This is a genomic window from Paraburkholderia sp. 22099 (assembly GCF_052045835.1).
Taxonomy (GTDB): domain Bacteria; phylum Pseudomonadota; class Gammaproteobacteria; order Burkholderiales; family Burkholderiaceae; genus Paraburkholderia; species Paraburkholderia terricola.
This window is the reverse complement of record NZ_JBQEPU010000034.1, coordinates 48,025-69,712: the sequence shown is the minus strand read 5'-3', so window position 1 is coordinate 69,712 and position 21,688 is coordinate 48,025. Positions and strand designations below refer to the sequence as shown.

17 protein-coding genes and 2 tRNA genes are annotated in these 21,688 nt (G+C 63.2%); 14 read left to right on the top strand and 5 right to left on the bottom strand.

What is annotated here, in order from left to right; genetic code table 11:
* Positions 1-36 precede the first annotated feature (36 nt).
* Positions 37-112 (bottom strand) — tRNA-Lys (locus ACTJLC_RS26385).
* Between the two features lie 206 nt (positions 113-318).
* Between ACTJLC_RS26385 and ACTJLC_RS26380 the strand changes: the two genes are divergently transcribed.
* Together ACTJLC_RS26380 and ACTJLC_RS26375 are read left to right on the top strand one after the other, a co-directional pair.
* Entirely contained in the window at positions 319-723 is a 405-nt protein-coding gene (locus ACTJLC_RS26380; protein ID WP_073430364.1) for a PaaI family thioesterase, read from the top strand.
* Between the two features lie 36 nt (positions 724-759).
* Complete coding sequence (locus ACTJLC_RS26375) at positions 760-1,635, top strand: patatin-like phospholipase family protein (protein WP_114161676.1); 876 nt, start codon at positions 760-762, stop codon at positions 1,633-1,635.
* A gap of 99 nt (positions 1,636-1,734) precedes the next feature.
* Here the strand turns inward: ACTJLC_RS26375 and ACTJLC_RS26370 are convergent, their stop codons facing one another.
* A complete protein-coding gene (locus tag ACTJLC_RS26370) occupies positions 1,735-2,748 on the bottom strand; it encodes a D-2-hydroxyacid dehydrogenase family protein (RefSeq protein ID WP_073430392.1) in 1,014 nt (337 codons plus the stop codon).
* 376 nt (positions 2,749-3,124) lie between these two features.
* Here ACTJLC_RS26370 and ACTJLC_RS26365 point away from each other — a divergent pair, with 376 nt between their 5' ends.
* Together ACTJLC_RS26365 and ACTJLC_RS26360 are read left to right on the top strand one after the other, a co-directional pair.
* Positions 3,125-4,981, top strand: coding sequence for a phosphoenolpyruvate carboxykinase (GTP) (locus tag ACTJLC_RS26365; RefSeq protein ID WP_440845690.1), 1,857 nt, complete (start codon positions 3,125-3,127; stop codon positions 4,979-4,981).
* Positions 4,982-5,325: 344 nt separating this feature from the next.
* Positions 5,326-6,426: a LysR family transcriptional regulator gene (locus tag ACTJLC_RS26360; protein ID WP_440845688.1), complete on the top strand. Its 1,101-nt coding sequence runs from the start codon at positions 5,326-5,328 to the stop codon at positions 6,424-6,426.
* Positions 6,427-6,566: 140 nt separating this feature from the next.
* Here ACTJLC_RS26360 and ACTJLC_RS26355 read toward each other — a convergent pair whose 3' ends face one another.
* The 3 genes from ACTJLC_RS26355 to dprA all read right to left on the bottom strand — a co-directional run bounded on the left by ACTJLC_RS26355 (position 6,567) and on the right by dprA (position 11,324).
* On the bottom strand, positions 6,567-9,230 hold the full coding sequence (locus ACTJLC_RS26355; RefSeq protein WP_310123291.1) for a DNA topoisomerase III: 2,664 nt from the start codon (positions 9,228-9,230) through the stop codon (positions 6,567-6,569).
* A 247-nt stretch (positions 9,231-9,477) separates the two neighbouring features.
* Complete coding sequence (locus tag ACTJLC_RS26350) at positions 9,478-9,855, bottom strand: thioredoxin family protein (RefSeq protein ID WP_083084997.1); 378 nt, start codon at positions 9,853-9,855, stop codon at positions 9,478-9,480.
* Between the two features lie 68 nt (positions 9,856-9,923).
* On the bottom strand, positions 9,924-11,324 hold the full coding sequence (gene dprA / locus ACTJLC_RS26345) for a DNA-processing protein DprA (RefSeq protein ID WP_440845685.1): 1,401 nt from the start codon (positions 11,322-11,324) through the stop codon (positions 9,924-9,926).
* Positions 11,325-11,566: 242 nt separating this feature from the next.
* Between dprA and def the strand changes: the two genes are divergently transcribed.
* From def to queC, 10 genes are all read left to right on the top strand, one after another.
* A complete protein-coding gene (def, locus tag ACTJLC_RS26340; RefSeq protein ID WP_083084996.1) occupies positions 11,567-12,070 on the top strand; it encodes a peptide deformylase in 504 nt (167 codons plus the stop codon).
* Positions 12,071-12,101: 31 nt separating this feature from the next.
* Positions 12,102-13,091 carry a methionyl-tRNA formyltransferase gene (gene fmt, locus ACTJLC_RS26335; protein WP_440845683.1) on the top strand — a complete coding sequence of 330 codons (990 nt, stop codon included), beginning with the start codon at positions 12,102-12,104 and terminating at the stop codon, positions 13,089-13,091.
* A gap of 113 nt (positions 13,092-13,204) precedes the next feature.
* A complete protein-coding gene (locus ACTJLC_RS26330) occupies positions 13,205-13,846 on the top strand; it encodes a LysE family translocator (RefSeq protein WP_073430356.1) in 642 nt (213 codons plus the stop codon).
* Positions 13,847-13,948: 102 nt separating this feature from the next.
* On the top strand, positions 13,949-14,806 hold the full coding sequence (htpX, locus tag ACTJLC_RS26325; protein ID WP_073430355.1) for a zinc metalloprotease HtpX: 858 nt from the start codon (positions 13,949-13,951) through the stop codon (positions 14,804-14,806).
* A 311-nt stretch (positions 14,807-15,117) separates the two neighbouring features.
* Positions 15,118-16,557, top strand: coding sequence for a 16S rRNA (cytosine(967)-C(5))-methyltransferase RsmB (rsmB, locus tag ACTJLC_RS26320; RefSeq protein WP_440845680.1), 1,440 nt, complete (start codon positions 15,118-15,120; stop codon positions 16,555-16,557).
* Complete coding sequence (locus ACTJLC_RS26315; protein ID WP_073430353.1) at positions 16,554-17,153, top strand: DUF4390 domain-containing protein; 600 nt, start codon at positions 16,554-16,556, stop codon at positions 17,151-17,153. The genes rsmB and ACTJLC_RS26315 overlap by 4 nt, the downstream gene beginning before the upstream one ends.
* Positions 17,143-19,557, top strand: coding sequence for a sensor histidine kinase (locus ACTJLC_RS26310; protein ID WP_073430352.1), 2,415 nt, complete (start codon positions 17,143-17,145; stop codon positions 19,555-19,557). The genes ACTJLC_RS26315 and ACTJLC_RS26310 overlap by 11 nt, the downstream gene beginning before the upstream one ends.
* A complete protein-coding gene (esaR, locus tag ACTJLC_RS26305) occupies positions 19,558-20,247 on the top strand; it encodes a response regulator transcription factor EsaR (protein ID WP_114161681.1) in 690 nt (229 codons plus the stop codon).
* A 98-nt stretch (positions 20,248-20,345) separates the two neighbouring features.
* Positions 20,346-20,421 (top strand) — tRNA-Phe (locus ACTJLC_RS26300).
* A 429-nt stretch (positions 20,422-20,850) separates the two neighbouring features.
* Entirely contained in the window at positions 20,851-21,582 is a 732-nt protein-coding gene (gene queC / locus ACTJLC_RS26295) for a 7-cyano-7-deazaguanine synthase QueC (RefSeq protein WP_073430350.1), read from the top strand.
* The last annotated feature ends 106 nt before the right edge of the window (positions 21,583-21,688 follow it).

Below are 21,688 nucleotides of genomic sequence, written 5' to 3'. Positions count from 1 at the left end.
AAGCGGCGTAATCTCTTGACTCTGAAGGGAATTCTTTGGTGGGGCGTGAGTGACTCGAACACTCGACCTACGGATTAAGAGTCCGCTGCTCTACCAACTGAGCTAACGCCCCCAACAGAAGCGAAATTATGCAGAAATTTCGCGAGCTTGCCAAGTCCCCCTCGCAGATTTCTTAAAAAATATTCGCCCTGACCGACTCGACTAACCCCTCGGCCGACCAACATCCACCGACAACGCGCCGCGTTCAGCGTCCCGGTATCATGTCGCGGACACGTGCCGCGCGAAGCGTCGCGCGATTTCGACCGGAGGCTGGCTGCAATGGATGACAAAGAGATTATCGATCTGCTCGACCGCATCCTCGCGCCGTGGGTCCGCGCGCTCACCCTGGCTCCGGTCAAGGTCGACGACGCCGGCGCGACGCTGCGCCTGCCGTTTTCCGGTGGATTTCGCCATTCGGGCGGCGTGATCTGCGGCCAGGTCTTCATGGCCGCCGCCGATACCGCGATGATCGTCGCTATTTCCGCCGCGCTCGGCGGCTTCAAGCCGATGAGCACCGTCTCACTCAACATCAATTTCATGCGCGCGGTCCGCAACGGCGACGTGCTCATCACCGCGCGGGTGCTCCGCATGGGCCGCAATCTGGTGTTCGGCGAAGTCGAATTGTTCGACGAAGCGGGCAACATGGCCGTCCACGCCACCACCACCTACGCGCTGCTCGACTAGAGCGCGGCCGCAAGCCGCATCAAAGGGAAAGCCAGGATGTTCGATCAGGTCGTATTCGCAGGCGGCGGCAATCGCTGCTGGTGGCAGGCGGGTTTCTGGGACGTGGCGCAACCGGCCTTGCACATCCGCCCACGCGTCATTGCCGGCATTTCCGCCGGCGCCGCCACCGCGTGCATGCTCTACACGCGCGATTCCGATTGGGTCATGCGCTATTACGAAAACGCGTTGCGCCACAATACCCGCAACGCCTATTGGGGCAATCTGCTGCGGGGCGAGTCCGTGTTTCCGCATTACCGCATCTACCGGCAGGCGCTGCTCGATATCTACGGCGACAAATTTTCGGCGCTCGCCGATGCCCCGGAAATCCGCATCGGCGTGTCGCATCTGCCGCGTTGGCTCGGCGCGCGCAGCGCGGTCGCCGCGGGTCTCATCGCGTACAACATCGAAAAATACGTGCGCAAGACGCTGCATCCCACGCTGGGTCAGACGCTCGGTTTTCATCCGGAATTCGTGCGCGCGCAGGATTGCGCGACCGTCGAGGATCTCGCGGATCTGATTCTGCAATCGTCGAGTACGCCGCCGTTTACACCCGTTCTGCGGCGCAATGGCCGACCGGTGCTGGACGGCGGAATGGTGGACAACGTGCCGGTCGGCGCGCTCGATGCCGATGCGCCAGGCAACGTGCTGGTGATGGTCACGCGTCTTTATCCGCGGCCGCAGATGTTCGTCGTGCCGCACGGCGTGCAGCAACGGCTCTATGTGCAGCCATCGCGCAAGGTGCCGATTTCGAGCTGGGATTACACGAGCCCCTCGCAGATGGCGCATGCGTACAACCTGGGGCGCGTCGATGGCGAGGCTTTCCTCGAACGCATGCCCGATCTTCTGGAAGCCGGCGCGCACGAAGTGCGTTGAGCCGGCGGCGTTGTTTTAGCCCAGCGAGCGGGAGAACCGCGCCGCGCCAAACCAACCGAACCGCTTCGCGAACAACGCCGCTTGACGAACGCTCGACGCTCAGCGCCGCCGTCCACCCTGCAACGCTTCGGGATTCGCCACACTGGCCGTATCGCCAGCGTCGAAAGCCAGAATGTTGTTGAACGCCGCGGTGAAGTACTGCTCGTAGCTTTCGCGTTCGACATAGCCGATGTGCGGCGTGCAGATCACGTTTTCCATGCGCAGCAGGCTATAGCCCTGCAGAATCGGCTCGCTTTCGTAGACGTCGATTGCGACCATTCCCGGGCGGTTGTGCGACAGCGCGTTCACCAGCGCATTTTCGTCGAGCAGCTCGGCCCGGCTCGTGTTGACGAGCAACGCGGTCGGCTTCATCCGCATCAAGTCTTCCTGCTTGACGATGCCGCGCGTGTCGTCATGCAGACGCAGATGCAGCGACAGCACGTCGCTCTGTTCGAATAGCGCCTCGCGGCTCTCGGCCACGCCGTAGCCGTCGGCGCGCGCCGCTTCGCGCGAATGCTCGCGGCCCCAGATCAGCACGTTCATGCCGAACGCCTTACCGTAGCCCGCAACCAGCCGGCCGATCTTGCCGTAGCCCCAGATTCCGAGCGTCTGACCGCGCAGCACCTGGCCCAAGCCGAAGTTCGGCGGCAACGCGGACGTCTTCAAGCCGGATTGCTGCCAGGCTCCTTGCTTAAGGTTTGCCACGTATTGCGGAATTCGCCGTTGCGCCGCCATGATGAGTGCCCACGTCAGCTCGGCCGGCGCGAATGGCGAACCGCTGCCTTCCAGCACGGCGATACCGCGCTCCGTGCATGCCGGCAGATCGATGTGGCTGGACACCTTGCCGGTTTGGCTGATCATGCGCAAACGCGGCAATTTATCGAGCAGTTGCGAGTTGATGCGGGTCCGTTCGCGAATCAGAACAAGCGCGTCGACTTCGGAAAGACGACTCGCCAACTGGCCGAGACCGCGCACGGTGTTGTTGAAAACCTTGACCTCATGGTCGGCCAGCAGTTGAAAACAGTCGAGCTTGCGAACGGCGTCCTGGTAATCGTCGAGGATGGCAATCTTCATGGTATGTGTCTTGCGACGCACCATAGCGGTGCGGAACGGAGTGTTATGCTGACTGTCCCAGCATGTGACTTGGGTCACATGCTGGTCTGGCTGGATGCCTTAACGTAGAAGCTGTCGCCAAGAACGGCAGTGCCACGTCAAAGGTCGATTGATATCGTTTTTAACAGTTTGTTGCGTGTTGAGGCAAGCCGCTTTACAGACGGTTGCAGAAGGCCGCCGGTAGGCGCTTCCGCCCAACAAGCTGTGTAGCCCATGATGACCTGCACAATTGCGCGTCGAGTGGTGGAAACGTCGACGCGATGAATTGGACGCCTCTCGCATGCAGCGTCACTGGGCTTGTACCGTTTTCTTTTGCTTTCATAACGGAGACAAGTCGATGAATCATCCCTCATTCGAAGGACAGCCCACCGTCGAGGCGCCCGCGTGGGTCAAACACCGAAAGCTGATCGACTGGGTTCAGCGCATTGCCGCCATTGCCAAGCCCGCCAGGATCGTCTGGTGTGACGGCTCCCAGGAAGAATACGACCGCCTCTGCGCGCAAATGGTCGAAGCAGGCACCCTCAAGAAGCTCAATCCCGCCAAACGCCCCAACTCTTATCTGGCATGGTCCGATCCCTCGGACGTGGCGCGCGTCGAAGACCGCACCTTCATTTGCTCGCAGCGCCCGGAAGACGCCGGTCCCACGAATAACTGGATTGCACCGGCCGAGATGCGAACCACGCTCGACGGTCTGTTCGACGGCGCCATGCGCGGCCGCACGATGTACGTGGTGCCGTTCTCGATGGGCCCGCTCGGCTCACCGATCGCGCATATCGGTGTGGAGTTGAGCGACAGCCCCTACGTGGTGACGAACATGCGCATCATGACGCGCATGGGCCGCAAGGTGTACGACGTGCTGGGGGAGAACGGCGACTTCGTGCCGTGCGTGCATTCGGTCGGCGCGCCGCTCGAGGCAGGCGCTAAAGATGTGCCCTGGCCGTGCAATTCGACGAAATACATCGTTCATTTCCCCGAATCGCGCGAAATCTGGAGCTATGGGTCCGGCTATGGCGGCAATGCGCTGCTCGGCAAGAAGTGCTTCGCGCTGCGCATCGCGTCGACCATGGGCCGCGACCAGGGCTGGCTCGCCGAACATATGCTGATTCTTGGCGTGACGTCGCCGGAAGGGCGCAAGCATCACGTCGCGGCCGCGTTTCCCTCGGCCTGCGGCAAGACCAACTTCGCGATGCTGATTCCGCCGCAAGGGCTGAACGGCTGGAAAATCTCCACGATCGGCGACGACATTGCATGGATCAAGCCGGGCAAGGACGGCCGCTTGTACGCGATCAATCCGGAAGCCGGCTACTTCGGCGTGGCGCCGGGCACAAGCGAAAAGACCAACTTCAATGCGATGGCGACGTTGAAGGAGAACGTGATCTTCACGAACGTCGCGCTCACCGACGACGGCGATGTCTGGTGGGAAGGCATGACCGACGAGCCGCCCGCGCACCTCATCGACTGGCAGCGCAAGGACTGGACGCCGGCCGGCGCGAAGGAGAGCGGGCGCAAGGCGGCGCATCCGAACGCGCGCTTCACGGCGCCGGCCGCCCAATGTCCGTCGATCGATCCCGAGTGGGAAAATCCGGCGGGTGTCGCGATCGACGCGTTCATTTTCGGCGGCCGCCGTTCCACCACCGTGCCGCTCGTCACCGAAGCGCGCAACTGGGTCGAGGGCGTCTACATGGCGGCGACCATGGGCTCCGAGACAACCGCCGCCGCCGCGGGCCAGCAGGGCGTGGTGCGCCGCGACCCGTTCGCGATGCTGCCGTTCTGCGGCTACAACATGAGCGACTACTTCGGCCACTGGCTGAAAACCGGCGAGCGTCTGGAGCAGTTGAACGCGAAGCTGCCGAAAATCTTTTGCGTCAACTGGTTCCGCAAGGGCGAGGACGGCAAGTTCGTCTGGCCCGGATTCGGCGAGAACATGCGGGTGTTGAGCTGGATGGTCGGCCGCATGGAAGGCACGGCTCAAGGCGAGGAGCATGCGTTCGGCGTATCGCCGCATTACGAGGACATCGACTGGAGCGGCCTTGATTTCAGTCGCGAGCAGTTCCGGCAGGTGATTTCCGTGGACGATAAAGCCTGGCGCGACGAACTCGCGCTACATGCCGAACTCTTTGACACGCTGCAACATGGTCTGCCGCCAGCGCTGGCGCAAGCAAAACGCGCCTTGGAAGGCAAGTTCATCGCCTGATCATGTGAGCGTTCGCTTCGCAGACCAAGCCGCCTCCGGGCGGTTTTTCTTTTGGGTCTTGCCGTTCAAGCGCCATTTTTTGCCTTTGGATAATAGCGAAGCAGCCCTGCCGGCTGTTCGAACAAAAAAGCCCGTTCAAGCTGCATCGCAGCACATTGTTTCCTGATTCGGAACAATCGGCGTCCGTGCCCTACGTTGGGGAATACAGTGGCACGAAAACCGACAAAATTTCCGCTTTCGCGGGCAACTTCTGCACGATTTCGGGAGTCGTAGGAGAATTCCAAGTTCCGCTTCACTGGTTTTCACTAATTGTCAGGAAGCAGCAATACGGCAGGAGTCGTTATATGGATCATTTGCAGTCGATGCGAGTTTTCGTCAAAGTGGCGGATCTCGGCAGTTTCGCCCGCGCTGCGAGCGCGATGGATATTTCCAACGCAGTTGCCACCCGTCACGTTGCCGATCTCGAAGGGCGTCTCGGTACGCGGTTGCTCAATCGAACCACCCGCAGTTTGTCTCTGACCGAATCCGGCCAGGTTTATCTCGAGCGTGCGCGCCAGATCCTCGACGAACTGGAAGACGTCGAGCAGATGGTGGTCGCGCGAAATCACGAGCCGGTCGGCACGTTGCGAATCGTCGCACCGGTCGTGTTCGGCCTGCATAACCTCGCGCCCGTGCTGCAGACGTACGCCGAGCGCTATCCGAAAGTCATTCCCGATGTCACGCTGGTCGATCGCCAGGTCGATCTGGTCGAAGAAGGCTTCGACGTGGGCGTGGTGATCGCACGGCAGATGCGCAGCGCAAGCATCGTCACGCGGCGTCTGACCACCGGCTGCATGACCGTGTGCGCCACGCCGGCCTATCTGGAGAAGCACGGCACGCCGACGCGTCCCGAGCATCTGCTGGAGCATCCGTGCCTGAGCCTGCCGTCCGAGTACTGGGGCGACGAGCGGGTGTTTACCGGCCCGGACGGCGAAGTACGGGTGCGGCCGTCGAACGTGATCGTGGCCAACAACACGGAAATGTTGCGGCAATTTGCGTTGCTCGGCATGGGCATCGCAATCCTGCCGAGCTATCTGATCGGCCGCGATATGACACGCGGCAGGCTCGTGCGTCTGCTCGGCGACTACCGTCTGCCGCAGGTGGAGATCAACATTGCGTATCCCAGCCGTCGTCACTTGCCGGCGAAGGTGCGTACGTTCATCGACCATCTGGTCGAGCATTTCAGCCAGACACCGAACAGCTTGCTCGGCGAACAGTGGATCAAGGACGGCCTTGGCCGGCCCGCCACGTCCGGGGCGCTCGATTCGGCGGACTCCATGCCGCCGGAAGCGTTCGACGGCGCTGAGCCGCTCTCACGCCTCCTCGATAGCGAGTTATCGCCAGTGCCAAGCACTTTGGCAAAAACCACGAATCGTCCGAGGACGACGGTCCTGTCGCGGCTGTAAGCGGTAGGGTGATCGGGACGGTAGCGCTTCCCGGCACGCAAATGAAAAAGGCGCAGTCACTTCACGTGACTGCGCCTTTTTTCGTGGGCACGCACAATGGCGGCCGGCAGTTCAAGATCTCCCGGCCACAGTTTTTTGAATCACGAGCCCGTCTTTCGAGCCACCGCTTTCTTCGCCGGTGCCTTCTTTGCAGCTGCGGTTTTGGTCGCGGATGCCTTTTTAGCCGCCGCTTTTTTGGCTGCAGGCGCGGTCTTCACCGCGACCTGCGCTTCTTCGTCATCCGAGTCCGTCGCGGCGTCGGCAGCCGACTTTGCCGCTGCCGCCTTCGCAGCCGTTTTGGCGGACGGCTCCTTCTTCTCGAACTCAAAGCCGATCTTGCCGTCGTTCTGCTTGACGAGGAACGCCTTGAAATTGCGGCCCGTGCGCGACGACTTGAAGTTCGTCAGCAGATCGGTGCGCCCCTCTTCGAGCAGCTTGGACATCTGCTCGCGGGCAATTTCCTGCTGCAAGATGACCTTGCCCGAGCGGAAGTCGCAAGTCTTCGGATTGGCGACCGAGTTCTCGCAGACATAGCTCATGCCATGCTCGAACACGTGCCCCTTGCATTTCGGGCATGCGCCGACCGGTTGTTGATCGGAGAAGTCCGGCGGTTCCCCATCTTCGCCGCCTGAATCCTGGCCGAAATCAAACTCCAGCTTGTAGTTCTTGATTTCATCGTCGAGCGACAGCTTCAGGATTGCCGAGAAGGGCCGGCCCATCTTGCTGCGGAAACCAGAGAGTGGTCCGATCGTCTTGTTCTGCAACAACTCCTCGACTTCGGGAATCTCGAACTGACGTCCGCCGGGAATCTTCGAAATCGAGAACTCGCATTTCGAGCAGGCAAAGCGCCGGTAGTTTTCCTTCACCTGACCGCCGCAATTCGGACACGGTGTCTGCAACGTGGCGTAATCGCCGGGAATCGTGTCGGAATCGTATTCCTTTGCGCGCTTGACGATGGTTTGCGTCATGCGGGCAATTTCCTGCATGAACGCGTCGCGCGGCAGGTTGCCCCGCTCCATCTGCGAGAGCTTGTACTCCCATTCGCCGGTCAATTCCGGCGCGGTCAGTTCCTTCACGCCGAGGCCGCGCAATAGCGTCATCAACTGGAAGGCCTTGGCGGTCGGAATCAGATCGCGGCCTTCGCGGATCAGATACTTTTCACCGAGCAGACCTTCGATGATGGCGGCGCGCGTGGCCGGCGTACCGAGGCCTTTGGCCGCCATGGCTTCGCGCAGTTCATCGTCCTCGACCAGCTTGCCCGCGCCTTCCATGGCCGACAGCAAGGTCGCTTCGTTGTAGCGTGCGGGCGGCTTCGTCACCAGTTGCTGGGCGGCGATCTTGTCGGTCTTGACCTTTTCGTCCTTCTGCACCGGCACGAGGTTCGCGTCTTCGCCGCTGATTTCACGACCGTAGATTTGCAGCCAGCCCGGCTCCACCAGCACCTTGCCTTCCGTCTTGAAGTGATGGCCGACCACTTCCGTGATCCGCGTCGTCACCTTGAATTCGGCGGCCGGGAAGAACACAGAGAGGAAGCGCTTCACGACCAGGTCGTAGAGCTTCTGTTCCGGCTCGGACAGATTCTTCGGCGCTTGCAGCGTTGGGATGATTGCGAAGTGATCGCTGATCTTCGAGTTGTCGAAGATGCGCTTGTTCGGTTTCACCCAGCCCTTGTCGAGCACCTGCTTGGCGAACGGCAGATAGTTGTTGCTCTCCTTGAGCATGCCGAGCGTCTGCTTGACCGTATCCATATAGTCTTCCGGCAGCGCGCGAGCGTCGGTCCGGGGATAGGTCAGCACCTTGTGCTTTTCGTACAGCGCCTGGGCGAGACCCAACGTGTTCTTCGCCGAGAAGCCGAAGCGGCCGTTGGCCTCGCGCTGCAAGCTGGTCAAATCGAACAGCGCCGGCGACAGTTGCGTGGACGGCTTGGATTCTTCCGTTACCGTGCCGATCTGGCCGCGGCAGGCGGCGACGATGGTCTCGGCCGCGGGCAGCGCCCACAGACGCGAATCGCGTTTCTCCGGGTCGAACTCGTCGCGCTTGAATTTCGGATCGAACCAGCGGCCTTCGTAAAAGCCGGCCGCGCAGACGAAGTCCGCTTTCACTTCCCAATAGTCGCGCGGCACGAAGCGGCGAATTTTCTCCTCGCGCTCCACGACGATCGACAGCGTGGGCGTTTGCACCCGCCCGACCGTGGTCAGGAAGAAGCCGCCGCCCTTGCTGTTGAACGCGGTCATTGCGCGCGTGCCGTTGATGCCGACCAGCCAGTCCGCTTCCGAACGGCAGCGCGCCGCGTCGGCGAGCGGCTGCATTTCCTCGTCGCTACGCAGACGAGCGAAGCCGTCGCGGATCGCGGCCGGCGTCATGGACTGCAGCCACAGGCGTTGCACCGGCTGCTTGGCTTTCGCGTGCTGCGCGATCAGGCGGAAAATCAGCTCGCCCTCGCGCCCCGCGTCGCATGCGTTGATCAGGCGGTCGACATCCTTGCGCTTGAGCAGCTTGGTCAGCACCTTCAGGCGCGACTCGCTCTTGGCGATCGGGTTGAGATCGAAATGCGGCGGAATGACGGGCAGATTGGCGAAACTCCACTTGCCGCGTTTGACTTCGTAGTCTTCGGGCGCGGCGATTTCCAGCAGATGGCCGACTGCCGAGGAAAGGACGTACTCGTCGCTTTCGTAGTATTCGTCATGCTTGGTAAAGCCGCCCAAAGCGCGCGCGATGTCGTTCGCGACGGAAGGCTTTTCGGCGATGATCAGTGCTTTGGACATGACTCGATGTGAGGTTGGTAGATCAGGGTTGATGGCCTTGAGTGCGCTTTCTCCAGCGCGACCCTCGTTTGCGACCTTTGCGACCCAATAACGACCGCTTTATAGCACACGCCGTGAAAGCGGCGTGTCAAGTGCATGAAAAGCGCGCCATCATAATTGCGCGCCTGGTAATCGGGCAAGCTGCGGCAAACGCGCGGTGCACCGCCCGCAACGTCCGTGCCGCAAGGCTGGACGGCCGGCGCTACGTTCAGGCCACCGCCAGCGCGGGTCGCAGTTTCGGCGCACCGCTGATGCCGGGCACGGCCGTCAGGTCGGACAACATCCGCTCCACGATTGCCGCTTGCGGCAATACGGTGCCGAAAAAACGTGTCGTGATCGAGTCTTCGATCAGGATGGTGGGGAAATTCTCGACATCCAGATCGTCGAAACGGTCCGCGTGGGTTTCGATGTCTATCCATGCGAAACAGATATTCGGATGCCGATCGGCCAGCTTGTCGAAGGCGTCCCGATACTCGCGACAGGTTCCGCACCACTCCGCGCACAGACACGCAACGAACAGCGTGTCCGGGTCGTTGACGCGCTCGGCGATCCGGTCTTGGTCGGTGTCGAGGTTTAGCGCGGGCATGGTGGTTCCTTACGTACTTTTGTCAGGTGCTTTGGCGCGAATGTAGCATGGCCGATTCCGGATCGTGGTCAACCTTGTGCACTGCGGTGGCGGCCTGGGCTCGCCCGCATGAAGCGGCGGCCGGGCAGCGCGGTCACCTGGCCGGCAAGTTCGAGTTGCAGCAAAGTGGTTTGTAAGGCCGCGTCCTCCATCTCGGTGCGGGTGGCAAGAATTTCAAGCGTGGCGGGCGCGTGGCCGAGCGCCGCGAGCAGTTGCTCGGCTTCCTTACTGAAAATGGGCGAGGGCGGGCTGCATGCTTGTGTCGAGGCGGCGTTCGCCCGAGGCGGCGCGCTTGTTTGCGGCCCTGCAAAGTCCGACGAGGTAGCGTCTGGTGGCGTCTGTGCGGATGCCGCCACTTTTGCCGCTTCCGCCCCGGCTGGCTCGGCCGCCGACTCCTTCGCGTCTGTGGAATTCGTCCGCGCCGCTGCGGCGTCCGGCACCACGGCTGTCGTGGCACTCGCCTTCCGCGGATGCCGCGAATCGGCTCCGTCCCACCGAACCGTTCGCGTGCCGGCAGCCTTATCTCCCGCCAGCCTGGCGAAGCCGAGTTCCTCGAGTATCTCGTCGGGTGTCTCAACCAGCTTCGCGCCTTGCTTGATGATCCGATGACAACCACGCGAAAGCGGCGCGTGGATCGAGCCGGGCAGCGCGAAGATATCGCGGCCCATTTCGTTGGCGAGCCGCGCCGTGATCAGCGATCCTGAGCGCATCGCCGCCTCGACGATCACGACACCGCTCACGAGCCCGGCGATCAGGCGATTGCGCTGCGGGAAGTTGGCGGCGCGCGCCGGCGTGCCGAGCGGCCATTCGGACAGGATCGCGCCCTGCACCGCGATCTGCCGCGCGAGCGCATGATGCGCCGCCGGATACACCAGGTCCGCGCCGGTGCCGATCACCGCGACCGTGCCGCCGATACCTTCCAGCCCGCCGCGATGCGCCGCGCCGTCGATGCCGAGCGCCAGCCCCGACACGATCGTCACGCCGGCGGCCGACAGCTCCCGCGCGAAACGCTCCGCATCCTCGACGCCTTGCGGCGTGGCGCTGCGGCTGCCCACCAGAGCGACCGCGCGCGTATGCAGCAGATCCAGCCGGCCCTTTATATATAGCAGTGGAGGCGGATCAGGCATGGTTAGAAGCGCGGGCGGGTACGCCGGGTCGTCGAGCGTGACGACCTGGTTGCCGGGCAGCGCGCGCCACGCGAGAACCGCGTCGAGCTGGGCGTCGAGATCAGGGCCCGCGGGAGCCAGCGCGGCGCGCGCGGCGGTTTCGCCGACGATCGCGGCAAGCGTCGCGTGCGATTGATGGAAGATTGCTTCCGGCAGCCCGAAAGCGCCGAGCAGTAAGCGCAGCGCGGCCGGTTTGAGCCCTGGTGCGAGCGAGAGCCGCAGCCACGCGGCGAGTTCGATATCGGTTGCGGGCAAGGTGTGCATTGCGAGTGAATCCTCTTGCAGGGCCAGCGGGCAGGCGGGCGCCATGCTAAAATTTTCATCATCCGAAATAACCGCAGCGCCGCGCCCACCCGCGCGGGCTCGTCGTTGGCGCACGAGGCGCGTTGAATCGAACCGGTTCGACACCATCTATCCTGTGCGCAATGCGATGCGCCCACAACCTGGCCGAACGGCTAACGCGAGCCTTCCACCGGTCAGCGGCGCCCAAAATCACATTCAAGATCATGGCTTTACTGAACATCATCAATTACCCGGACAAACGGCTGCACAAGATTGCGAAACCGGTCGAGGCGGTCAACGACCGCATCCGCCGCCTCGTCGCGGACATGGCTGAAACGATGTACGCCGCACCCGGCGTGGGCCTCGCCGCGACCCAGGTGGACGTGCACGAGCGCGTGATCGTGATCGACGTGTCGGAGACGCATGACCAGCTGCTCGCTTTCATCAATCCGGAAATCATCTGGTCAAGTGACGAAAAGAAGCTGTCCGAAGAGGGCTGCCTGTCGGTGCCGGGGATCTATGACAACGTCGAGCGCGCCGAGAAAGTGCGTGTGCGCGCGTTGAACGAGAAGGGCGAGACCTTCGAGATGGATTGCGAAGGGCTGCTCGCGGTGTGCATTCAGCACGAGATGGATCACTTGATGGGCCGCGTGTTCGTCGAATATCTGTCGCCGCTGAAGCAAACGCGCATCAAGAGCAAGATGAAGAAACTCGCCCACGCAATGTAATGCGCGTCCACCTCGCCTACTGCTCCCGTTCATGAGTCATTCGTTGCGCGTCATTTTTGCCGGTACGCCGGAGTTTGCGGCGGCCGCGCTGGCCGCGATTCACAGCGCCGGTTTTCCCGTGCCGCTCGTATTGACCCGAGCCGACCAGCCTGCCGGACGCGGAATGAAAATGCAGGCGAGCCCGGTCAAGCGCTACGCGCAGGAGCACGGGATCGCTGTCGCTCAACCGCCTTCGCTGCGCCGCGCAGGCAAATATCCGGCCGAAGCCGCAGCCGCTATCGATCAGCTACGCGCCACGCCGCACGACGTCATGGTGGTGGCCGCCTACGGTCTCATCCTGCCTCAGGAAGTGCTGGAGATTCCGCCGTTTGGCTGCATCAACATTCACGCATCGTTGCTGCCGCGCTGGCGCGGCGCGGCGCCGATCCACCGCGCGATCGAAGCCGGCGACGCCGAAACCGGCATCACGCTGATGCAGATGGACGCGGGCCTCGACACCGGCGCAATGATTTCGGAAACGCGCACGCCGATCTCCGACGACGACACCACCGCCACGCTGCACGACCGTCTCGCGCAAGACGGCGCGAAGCTGATCGTCGAGGCGCTGATCGAACTGGAGCGCAACGGCAAGCTGGCGGCAACGCTGCAACCGGCGGACGGTGTGACGTACGCGGAAAAGATCGCCAAGCACGAAGCAGCGCTGGACTGGCGCCGCCCGGCCGCGGCGCTCGCGCGCCAGGTGCGTGCGTTCGATCCGTTTCCCGGCGGCGTGGGCACGCTGGAAGACGGCACGTCGATCAAGGTCTGGTCGGCTGCCCCGGTGGACGGGGCTGGCAATCGCGCCGCAGCCGGCACGATCATGGCGGTATCCGCCGAAGGCGTGGTGGTGGCCTGTGGCGAAGGCGCGCTGCGTCTCACGCAACTTCAGAAACCCGGCGGCAAGCGTCTGCCGGTGCGTGAATTCCTGGCGGGCGCGACGCTGGCCGCTGGGCAGCGTTTCCAACTTCCCGAAGCAAAATAACAGACTCGCGCGGGTCTTGAACATCGTCCGTTCGGCCGAGGCTCGCGGCCGCCGCCGCGAGCCGGCTGCGCGTTAGAATCACTTAAGCAACGGTCCAGGTTTCGAGGATTTCCATGTTCGGCATCACCCATTTTGAGTTCTTCGTCGTCGCGGTCTTTTTGCTGAACGTGACGCCCGGTCCCGATACGGCTTACATAGTTGGGCGCAGCGTCGCTCAGGGCCGCGGCGCGGGTCTGATGTCGGTGCTCGGCATCTCGGCCGGCTCCTGCGTTCATTCGCTCGCCTGCGCGTTCGGCTTGACCGCGCTGCTGGCGGCGTCGGCTACCGCGTTCACGATCATCAAGTTCGTCGGCGCCATCTATCTGATCTATCTCGGCGTGCGCCTGATTTTCGCCAAACCGGCCACGGATCAAGCGGGTGGTGAAGCGCGCGGGGCCGGTGCCCCCAAGTCGCTGCGCCAGCTTTTCCTGCAAGGCTTCTGGACCAATGTGCTGAATCCTAAGGTCGTGCTGTTTTTCGTGTCGTTCTTCCCGCAATTCGTGACCACCGGCGGCGATCATAAGACGCTGGCGTTTCTCACGCTCGGCGGCGTGTTCGTCGTGATGAGCATGATGTGGAACAGCTTCGTCGCATGGATCGCGGGTAGTGTGACGCAACGTTTTTCCGGCAAGCCGTCGGTGAAGAAGTGGCTGGATCGCGGCGTCGGCGGTGCATTCGTCGGTTTGGGCATCAAACTCGCCACCGCATCAAGATGATTGAATTTTCCTCACGCGCCCATATCTAACATTTCGCTTACAATCAGGCGCCGCGATCATGCGGCGCAGAGATGAACCGCGTTAGGGCAAGGAGTTGCAGACATGTTCAATTGGGTCAAAACCGCGATGTTGATGGCCGCGATCACGGCCCTTTTCATCGTGATCGGCGGGATGATCGGCGGGTCGCGCGGCATGATGATCGCGCTCGTGATCGCCCTCGGCATGAATTTCTTTTCGTACTGGTTCTCGGACAAGATGGTCCTGCGCATGTACAACGCGCAGGAAGTCGACGAAACCAGCGCGCCGCAGTTCTATCGCATGGTGCGCGAACTCTCCACGCGCGCGAATCTGCCGATGCCGCGCGTCTATCTGATCAACGAAGACGCGCCGAACGCATTCGCCACGGGCCGCAATCCGGAGCACGCCGCGGTTGCCGCGACCACGGGTATTTTGCGCGTGTTGTCGGAGCGCGAAATGCGCGGCGTGATGGCGCACGAACTGGCGCACGTGAAGCACCGCGACATTCTCATCTCGACCATTTCGGCGACCATGGCCGGCGCGATTTCCGCGCTGGCGAACTTCGCGATGTTCTTCGGTGGCCGCGACGAAAACGGCCGTCCCACGAACCCGATCGCGGGCATCGCCGTCGCGCTGCTGGCGCCGATCGCGGGTGCGCTGATCCAGATGGCGATTTCGCGCGCGCGGGAATTCGAAGCGGATCGTGGCGGCGCGCAGATTTCCGGCGACCCGCAGGCGCTTGCCTCGGCGCTCGACAAGATCCACCGCTACGCGAGCGGCATTCCGTTTCCCACGGCCGAGCAGCATCCTGCTACCGCGCAGATGATGATCATGAATCCGCTATCGGGGGGCAGCATCGCGAATCTGTTCTCCACGCACCCGGCCACCGAGGAACGCATCGCGCGTCTGATGGAAATGGCGCGCACGGGGCGCTTCGAATAACGAGCGACGAGCGCTGCGTGCAGTCAACGTGGTGCGATGAAGGGCGAGCCCGCGGGCTCGCCTTTTTTTCGGGCAGTAAAAATCGCGCGAGCGGCAGCGGCGTCCCGCGTGCGCGCGAAGTCGCGCAGAGCCTGGCTTCGCGAAACCCGAGCGATCTACGCGGCGTATGCGCTAAGTACGGGCTCGACCGTCTCCTTCACGCACCCGTCGGCTCCGCCAAGCCCCCCGTCGCACAAGCCCCGTTGCCGCGCCACGCTACAATGTCCGCTGTTTGCGTCGCGCGCACCGCGCTACCCGCCCTTGCCTTTTTCATGACCCAAAAATCTTCTTCGCGTTCTGCTTCGCCGTCGGCGCGTCCGCGCGAATCCCGTTTGTCGATGCTGCATCTCGCGCCCGAATCGCTCGCCTTCGCGCTCGACAGCGCGGGCCAGGCCGTCGGCGCCGTGCGTCTCGGCGCGGCTTTGCCCGCCGCGCTGCAATCCGTATTCGTGAACGCGCCTGAGGGTAGCGCCGCCGCCGCACGCGGCGCGGTGCAGGACATTGCGTACCGCACCATGCGGCGTCTCGCAACCGCCGAATGGCTGATCGCGAAACTGGTGAAGAAAGCGCCGCCGCCGCACGTCGGCCACGTGCTCGCGTGCGCGCTGGCCTTGTTCGTCGACGACGAAGCGAGCGCCGCCTACACCCCGTTCACGGTGGTCGACCAGGCGGTGAGCGCGATCGGCGCGCGTCGCGAATTCGCGTTCGCCAAGGGCCTCGTCAACGCGGTGCTGCGCAATTTTTTGCGCGAGCGTGAGGCGCTGCTGAACGCCGCGCAAGCCGACGAAGTCGCGCGCTGGAACTATCCGGCGTGGTGGATCGAGGCAGTGAAACGCGCATGGCCCGACGCCTGGCAAACGGTGCTCGCGGCCGGCAATAGCCAAGGCCCGCTCACCCTGCGTGTGAACGCCCGCCGCTCGACGGTGGACGCCTACCTGCAAGTGCTCGCGGACCATCACATTCTGGCGAGCAAAGCCGGCGACCACGCCGTCAAGCTGGCCGCGCCAATGCCGGTTGACCGCATTCCCGGCTTCGAGGACGGTGTAGTCTCAGTGCAAGACGCCGGTGCGCAACTCGCCGCTCAACTGCTCGGCGTGCGCGACGGCATGCGCGTGCTCGACGCGTGCGCAGCGCCCGGCGGCAAGACCGGGCATCTGCTCGAACTCGCCAACCTTCAACTCGTGGCGCTCGAAAGCGACGTCTCGCGCGCGCGCCGCATCGGCGAAAACCTGCAGCGGCTCAAGCTCGAGGCGGAAGTGCGGATCGGCGACGCGGGCGCGCCGGCAAAATGGCACGACGACATCGACCAGCCGTTCGATCGCATCCTGGCCGATGTGCCGTGTTCGGCGTCGGGCATCGTGCGGCGTCATCCGGATATCCGCTGGCTGCGCCGCGAATCCGATATTCCCGCACTGGTCGCCGAACAGCGCCGCATTCTCGGCGCGCTTTGGCCGCTCGTGAAGCCAGGCGGCGAGTTGCTCTACGTTACGTGTTCGATCTTTCCAGAAGAAGGCGAATTGCAGGCGCAGTGGTTTGGAAACAAGTATCAGGATGCGGTACGATTGGACGCGCCGGGGCAACTTTTACCTACAGTCGCTCGCGCGCCCGCCGATACATCGGCCGGTTCCGATGCCGGACAACTCGCTGAAGCGAGCGACGGCGCGAACTCAGACCACGACGGATTCTTCTACGCGCGCTTTCAGAAACGGTGACCATCAAACGCTTCCTTCCGCTTCGGCTCGCCGCCGTGCTCTGGATCGCGCTGGCCGTATGGCTGGCCGCACCGGGCGTGGCGCACGCCGACTCGATCGCGGTGCAGCGTGCGTCGCTGCAAGCCGACAACTCCGGCTGGAGCCTCGACGCGCGTTTCGACTTCGACTTGAACAGCAATCTCGAAGACGCCGTCAATAAAGGCATTCCGCTTTACTTCACGACCGACTTCGAACTAAGCCGGCCGCGCTGGTACTGGTTCGACGAGCAACCGGTGAGCGTGTCGCAGAGCATCCGCCTGTCGTTCCAGCCGCTGACGCGCGAATACCGCGTGTCGAGCGTGTCGTCCGGCGGTTTGCAGCTCGGCTTCACCACCCTCAAGGACGCGCTCGCGGTGATCAAGCACATTCCGTCGTGGCATGTGATCGAGCGCAATCAGGTGAACGTCGGCGAGACTTACACCGCGTCGGTGCGCATGCAACTCGACATCGCGCTGATGCCCAAGCCGTTCCAGATCGACGCGGTGAACAACCGCGACTGGAACCTCGCGTCCGAATGGAAGCGCTTTACCTTCACGGTGACCGAACGTGCTAAATAGAGTGCGCCGAGCCACCAGTGTCAGCAGCGTCGTCGTGCGCGTGCTGGTGTCCACGGTCGCGGTGACCGCCGTGCTGCTGCTCGTGCTGCTGGCCGCAGCGAGCGCGAATACCGAATTCTTCGACCGCTATTACCAGTGGCTCTATGCCGCGAACCTCGTGGTCGCGATGATCTTTCTGCTGGTGGTGGCGACGCTCGTCATCATCATCATCGTGCGGCTGCGAAAGGGGAAGTTCGGCACGCGGCTGCTGGCGAAACTCGCGTTCTTCATGGCGCTGGTCGGCGTGGTGCCGGGCGGCATCATCTACGTCGTCTCGTATCAGTTCGTGTCGCGCAGTATCGAGTCGTGGTTCGACGTGAACGTTGAAACCGCCCTGACCTCGGGCCTGAATCTCGGCCGCGGCATGCTCGACGCATCGCTGTCCGATCTGCAAACCAAGGGCCGCCTGATGTCCGAACAGCTGGCGAGCGCGGACGCGGCCGGCACCACGCTCACGCTCCTGCGCTTGCGCGATCAGTTCGGCGTGCAGGACGCGACGATCGTCGAACCCACGCGCAGCATGTCGGGCGCGACGCCGGATATGCATGTGGTCGCGCAAGCCTCCAGCAATTACGCGACGCTCGTGCCGAACGATCTGCCCACGCCGCTGATGATCGACCAGGCGCGCGGCCGCGGTTATGCGGCGATCGAAGGCGAAGTCGACGGCGATCCGCGCGCGCATGGCAGCAAGGGCGCGTTGCGGCTGCGCATCGTGCAGCGTATTCCCGATTCGAACGCGGCGCTGTTGCAGCCCACTGAACGCTTCCTGCAACTCACGCAGCCGGTGCCGCCATCGCTCGCACGCAACGCCGACGCGGTGCAGCGCGCGTATCGCGAGTATCAGGAGAAGGCGCTGGGGCGCACCGGCTTGCGCAAGATGTATATCGGCACGCTCACGCTCGCGCTGTTTCTCGCCACCTTCATCGCGATGATGCTGGCGCTCGCGCTCGGCAATCAGCTCGCGCGGCCGTTGTTCCTGCTTGCGCAGGGCACGAAGGAAATTACCGAAGGCGACTACACGCCGAAGCGCGAAATCAAGTCGCGCGACGAATTGGGCTTCCTCACGCAATCGTTCAATGCGATGACGCGGCAGTTGTCCGAGGCGCGCGCGGCGGTCGAAAACAACCGCATCGCGCTCGAACATTCGAAGGCGTATCTGGAAAGCATTCTCGCGAACCTGACCGCGGGCGTGTTCGTGTTCGACCGGCAATTCCGTCTCACCACCGCGAACCGCGGCGCCGAGCGGATTTTCCGTCAGCCGTTCCAGACGGTGATGGGTTCCGCGCTCGAGCAGATCGGCGTGTTGAGCGAATTCGGCGGCATGGTGCGCAAGGCCTTTGCCGATCGCGAAGCGGCGAGCGGCGACGGTCACGACGACCGCGGCCATTGGCAGCAGCAATTCTCGGTGCAGGTGCCGGGCGAGACGGAGCCGCTCACGTTGCTCGTGCGCGGCGCGCGCCTCGTCTCCGCCACCGACCGCGACGCGGAAGACATGCAAACGTCCGGCTACGTGGTCGTGTTCGACGACATTTCCGACGTGATCTCCGCGCAGCGTTCGATCGCGTGGGGCGAAGTCGCGCGCCGCCTCGCGCACGAGATCAAGAATCCGCTCACGCCGATCCAGCTTTCCGCGGAGCGTCTGCAAATGAAGCTCGCCGACAAGCTGTCGCCGACGGACGCCGATGTGTTGAAGCGCGGCGCGACCACGATCGTCAACCAGGTCGCGGCAATGAAGCAGATGGTCGACAATTTCCGCGACTATGCGCGCACGCCCCCGGCCGTGCTCGCGCATCTGCAACTGAACGAACTGGTCAGCGAGGTGCTGACGCTGTACGGTATCGAGGAAGGCAAAAGCGCGATTCAGGTCGAACTCGCGGCGTTGCCGGCGATCCGGGGCGATGCGACGCAATTGCGTCAGGTGATTCACAACCTGCTGCAGAATGCGCAGGATGCGGTAGCCGACGTCGAACAGCCGCATGTGCTGCTCGAAACGAGGACAGTAGAATACGGAGACCCCGACGCGGAAGGCAAAGTACGTGTCGCGGTGCGTCTGACGGTGTCGGATAACGGACCCGGTTTCCCCACGCGTATCCTCACCCGTGCATTCGAGCCTTACGTCACGACCAAGGCCAAAGGTACGGGTCTGGGTCTTGCGATGGTCAAGAAGATCGTCGACGAACATGGCGCGCGCATCGACGTTCGCAACCGGATGAAAGCGGGCGATGTGGTCGAGGGCGCGCAGATTTCGATTCTCTTCCTTCAACTGGCAGACGATGCCGCGGCGCCCGAAACAGGGTCGCGGCCGGCGCACGGCGGTGCGTCGCAGGGAACGACAAAAGCAACAGTGCAGACAAGGGCAGCGTAAATGGCAACCATCCTGGTGGTAGATGATGAAATGGGCATCCGGGAATTGCTCTCGGAGATCCTGAGCGACGAGGGGCATGTCGTGGAGGCCGCGGAAAACGCGCAGGAAGCGCGCGAGTTCCGCTTGCGCCAGGCGCCGGATCTGGTGCTGCTCGACATCTGGATGCCCGACACCGACGGCGTGACGTTGCTCAAGGAGTGGGCCGCGCAGGGGCAACTGACCATGCCGGTGATCATGATGTCCGGTCACGCAACCATCGATACCGCGGTGGAAGCGACCAAGATCGGCGCGCTCAATTTTCTCGAGAAGCCGATCGCGTTGCAAAAGCTGCTGAAGGCCGTCGAGCAGGGCCTCGCGCGTGGCAATGCGGCGAGTGCGCCCGGCGGCGCGGCGGCGAAGCCGATGTTGCCGGTCAGCGCCTCGGCCGTGGCTTCGGCGGCCGCGTTGCCGATGCTGTCCGCGGACGGTATGGGCAGCGGCGCGTTGGCCGCGCAAACGGCCTCGATCTCGTTCGATATCCCGTTGCGCGACGCGCGCGACGCCTTCGAGCGCGCGTACTTCGAATATCACCTCGCACGTGAGAACGGCAGCATGACGCGCGTCGCCGAAAAAACCGGTCTGGAGCGCACGCACCTGTACCGCAAGCTCAAGCAGCTCGGCGTCGATCTCGGCAAGAACAAAGGGGAATAAGTAGCCCTTGTGGCCGGCGCGCGATGGCCGCAAGGGCAGATTTTTCGAGAAGGGACTTGCCCGCCTGCTGACCCTTTGATATCATTTCGTTCTTCGTTGGCCCGGTAGCTCAGTTGGTAGAGCAGCGGATTGAAAATCCGCGTGTCGATGGTTCGATTCCGTCCCAGGCCACCAGGATTCAGCCCCAGGAAATCGCAAGATTCCTGGGGCTTTTCCTTTTCTGACGGGCTTTCGTTGCTTCGGCCTGTACGCGCGGTGTGCCGAGACGGGCGCGGCGGTATTCGGCGTCGCATGATAAAATCGCGTCAGTTCAAGGACTTGCATGCGAGTGGGTCGCCTGAGTGCCGCTGCGCCAGCCAAGTCCTTTGGCGTTTCTGGGCGGACCTTTTGCGCTGCAACCCGGCATGGGAGCGGCCAGGGCGACAATCGGCAACTGGCACCAAAGCTTTCGCCCGACGATCGGTATAACGCCCAGCGACTCTGCGCGCGGAAGGCGCGGCCTATACTGATTTGGGCCGGCAGCAATGCCGGCACGCGTCGCGTTGCTCGCATGGCGCACCTCGCGCAGCGCGACGCGGCGCTCATCATTCACGGAGTTTCACGGTGATCCGCAAAGACGCTAAACGTAGCGCTCTCGTGCTGTTTTCCGGCGGCCAGGATTCCGCCACGTGCCTCGCTTGGGCGCTCGAACGCTACGAAACGGTCGAGACGCTCGGCTTCGATTACGGTCAGCGGCATCGCGTCGAACTTGAATGCCGCGAAGGATTCCGTCAGGCCGTCGCGCGCGCATTTCCGGCGTGGGCGAAGCGCCTCGGCGACGATCATATGATCGACTTGTCGGTCTTGGGCTCGATCAGCGATACCGCCATGACGCGCGAAATCGCGATCGAAGCCACGGCCAACGGTTTGCCGAATACGTTCGTGCCGGGCCGTAACCTGATGTTCATGACGATTGCCGCGGCCATCGCGTATCGGCGCGGTTTGCAAGTGCTGGTCGGCGGAATGTGCGAGACGGATTTTTCCGGCTATCCCGATTGCCGCGACGACACGATGAAGGCATTGCAGGTTGCGTTGAACCTCGGCATGGACTCGCGTTTTCTGCTCGAAACGCCGCTCATGTGGCTCGACAAGGCGGACACGTGGCGTCTCGCGCACGAGCTGGGCGGCGACGAACTGGTCGAGTTGGTGCGCGTTGAAACGCATACATGCTACGTCGGCGAGCGCGCGGAATTGCATGCGTGGGGTTTCGGTTGCGGCGAATGCCCGGCGTGCCGCTTGCGCAAGCGCGGCTACGAAGCGTATCTGGCCGGCGAAAAGGTCACCGAGCCGGTGTGAGGCCGGGTCTGGTTTTGACGCCGACGCCGGCATACGCCGCGCGGCGAACTTGAATACGGGGCGCTGGGCAGCACCTACGCCTGGCCCCGGCAGCATGCGAACAGGC

What these genes read in the sequence shown, in the direction of transcription:
- rsmB (WP_440845680.1), top strand. Translation starts at nt 15,118, where the DNA reads ATGACCCAAAAATCTTCTTCGCGTTCTGCTTCGCCGTCGGCGCGTCCG.
- ACTJLC_RS26350 (WP_083084997.1), bottom strand. Translation starts at nt 9,855, where the DNA reads ATGCCCGCGCTAAACCTCGACACCGACCAAGACCGGATCGCCGAGCGC.
- ACTJLC_RS26360 (WP_440845688.1), top strand. Translation starts at nt 5,326, where the DNA reads ATGGATCATTTGCAGTCGATGCGAGTTTTCGTCAAAGTGGCGGATCTC.
- ACTJLC_RS26330 (WP_073430356.1), top strand. Translation starts at nt 13,205, where the DNA reads ATGTTCGGCATCACCCATTTTGAGTTCTTCGTCGTCGCGGTCTTTTTG.
- ACTJLC_RS26380 (WP_073430364.1), top strand. Translation starts at nt 319, where the DNA reads ATGGATGACAAAGAGATTATCGATCTGCTCGACCGCATCCTCGCGCCG.
- ACTJLC_RS26370 (WP_073430392.1), bottom strand. Translation starts at nt 2,748, where the DNA reads ATGAAGATTGCCATCCTCGACGATTACCAGGACGCCGTTCGCAAGCTC.
- fmt (WP_440845683.1), top strand. Translation starts at nt 12,102, where the DNA reads ATGAGTCATTCGTTGCGCGTCATTTTTGCCGGTACGCCGGAGTTTGCG.
- esaR (WP_114161681.1), top strand. Translation starts at nt 19,558, where the DNA reads ATGGCAACCATCCTGGTGGTAGATGATGAAATGGGCATCCGGGAATTG.
- ACTJLC_RS26365 (WP_440845690.1), top strand. Translation starts at nt 3,125, where the DNA reads ATGAATCATCCCTCATTCGAAGGACAGCCCACCGTCGAGGCGCCCGCG.
- ACTJLC_RS26375 (WP_114161676.1), top strand. Translation starts at nt 760, where the DNA reads ATGTTCGATCAGGTCGTATTCGCAGGCGGCGGCAATCGCTGCTGGTGG.
- ACTJLC_RS26355 (WP_310123291.1), bottom strand. Translation starts at nt 9,230, where the DNA reads ATGTCCAAAGCACTGATCATCGCCGAAAAGCCTTCCGTCGCGAACGAC.
- dprA (WP_440845685.1), bottom strand. Translation starts at nt 11,324, where the DNA reads ATGCACACCTTGCCCGCAACCGATATCGAACTCGCCGCGTGGCTGCGG.
- def (WP_083084996.1), top strand. Translation starts at nt 11,567, where the DNA reads ATGGCTTTACTGAACATCATCAATTACCCGGACAAACGGCTGCACAAG.
- htpX (WP_073430355.1), top strand. Translation starts at nt 13,949, where the DNA reads ATGTTCAATTGGGTCAAAACCGCGATGTTGATGGCCGCGATCACGGCC.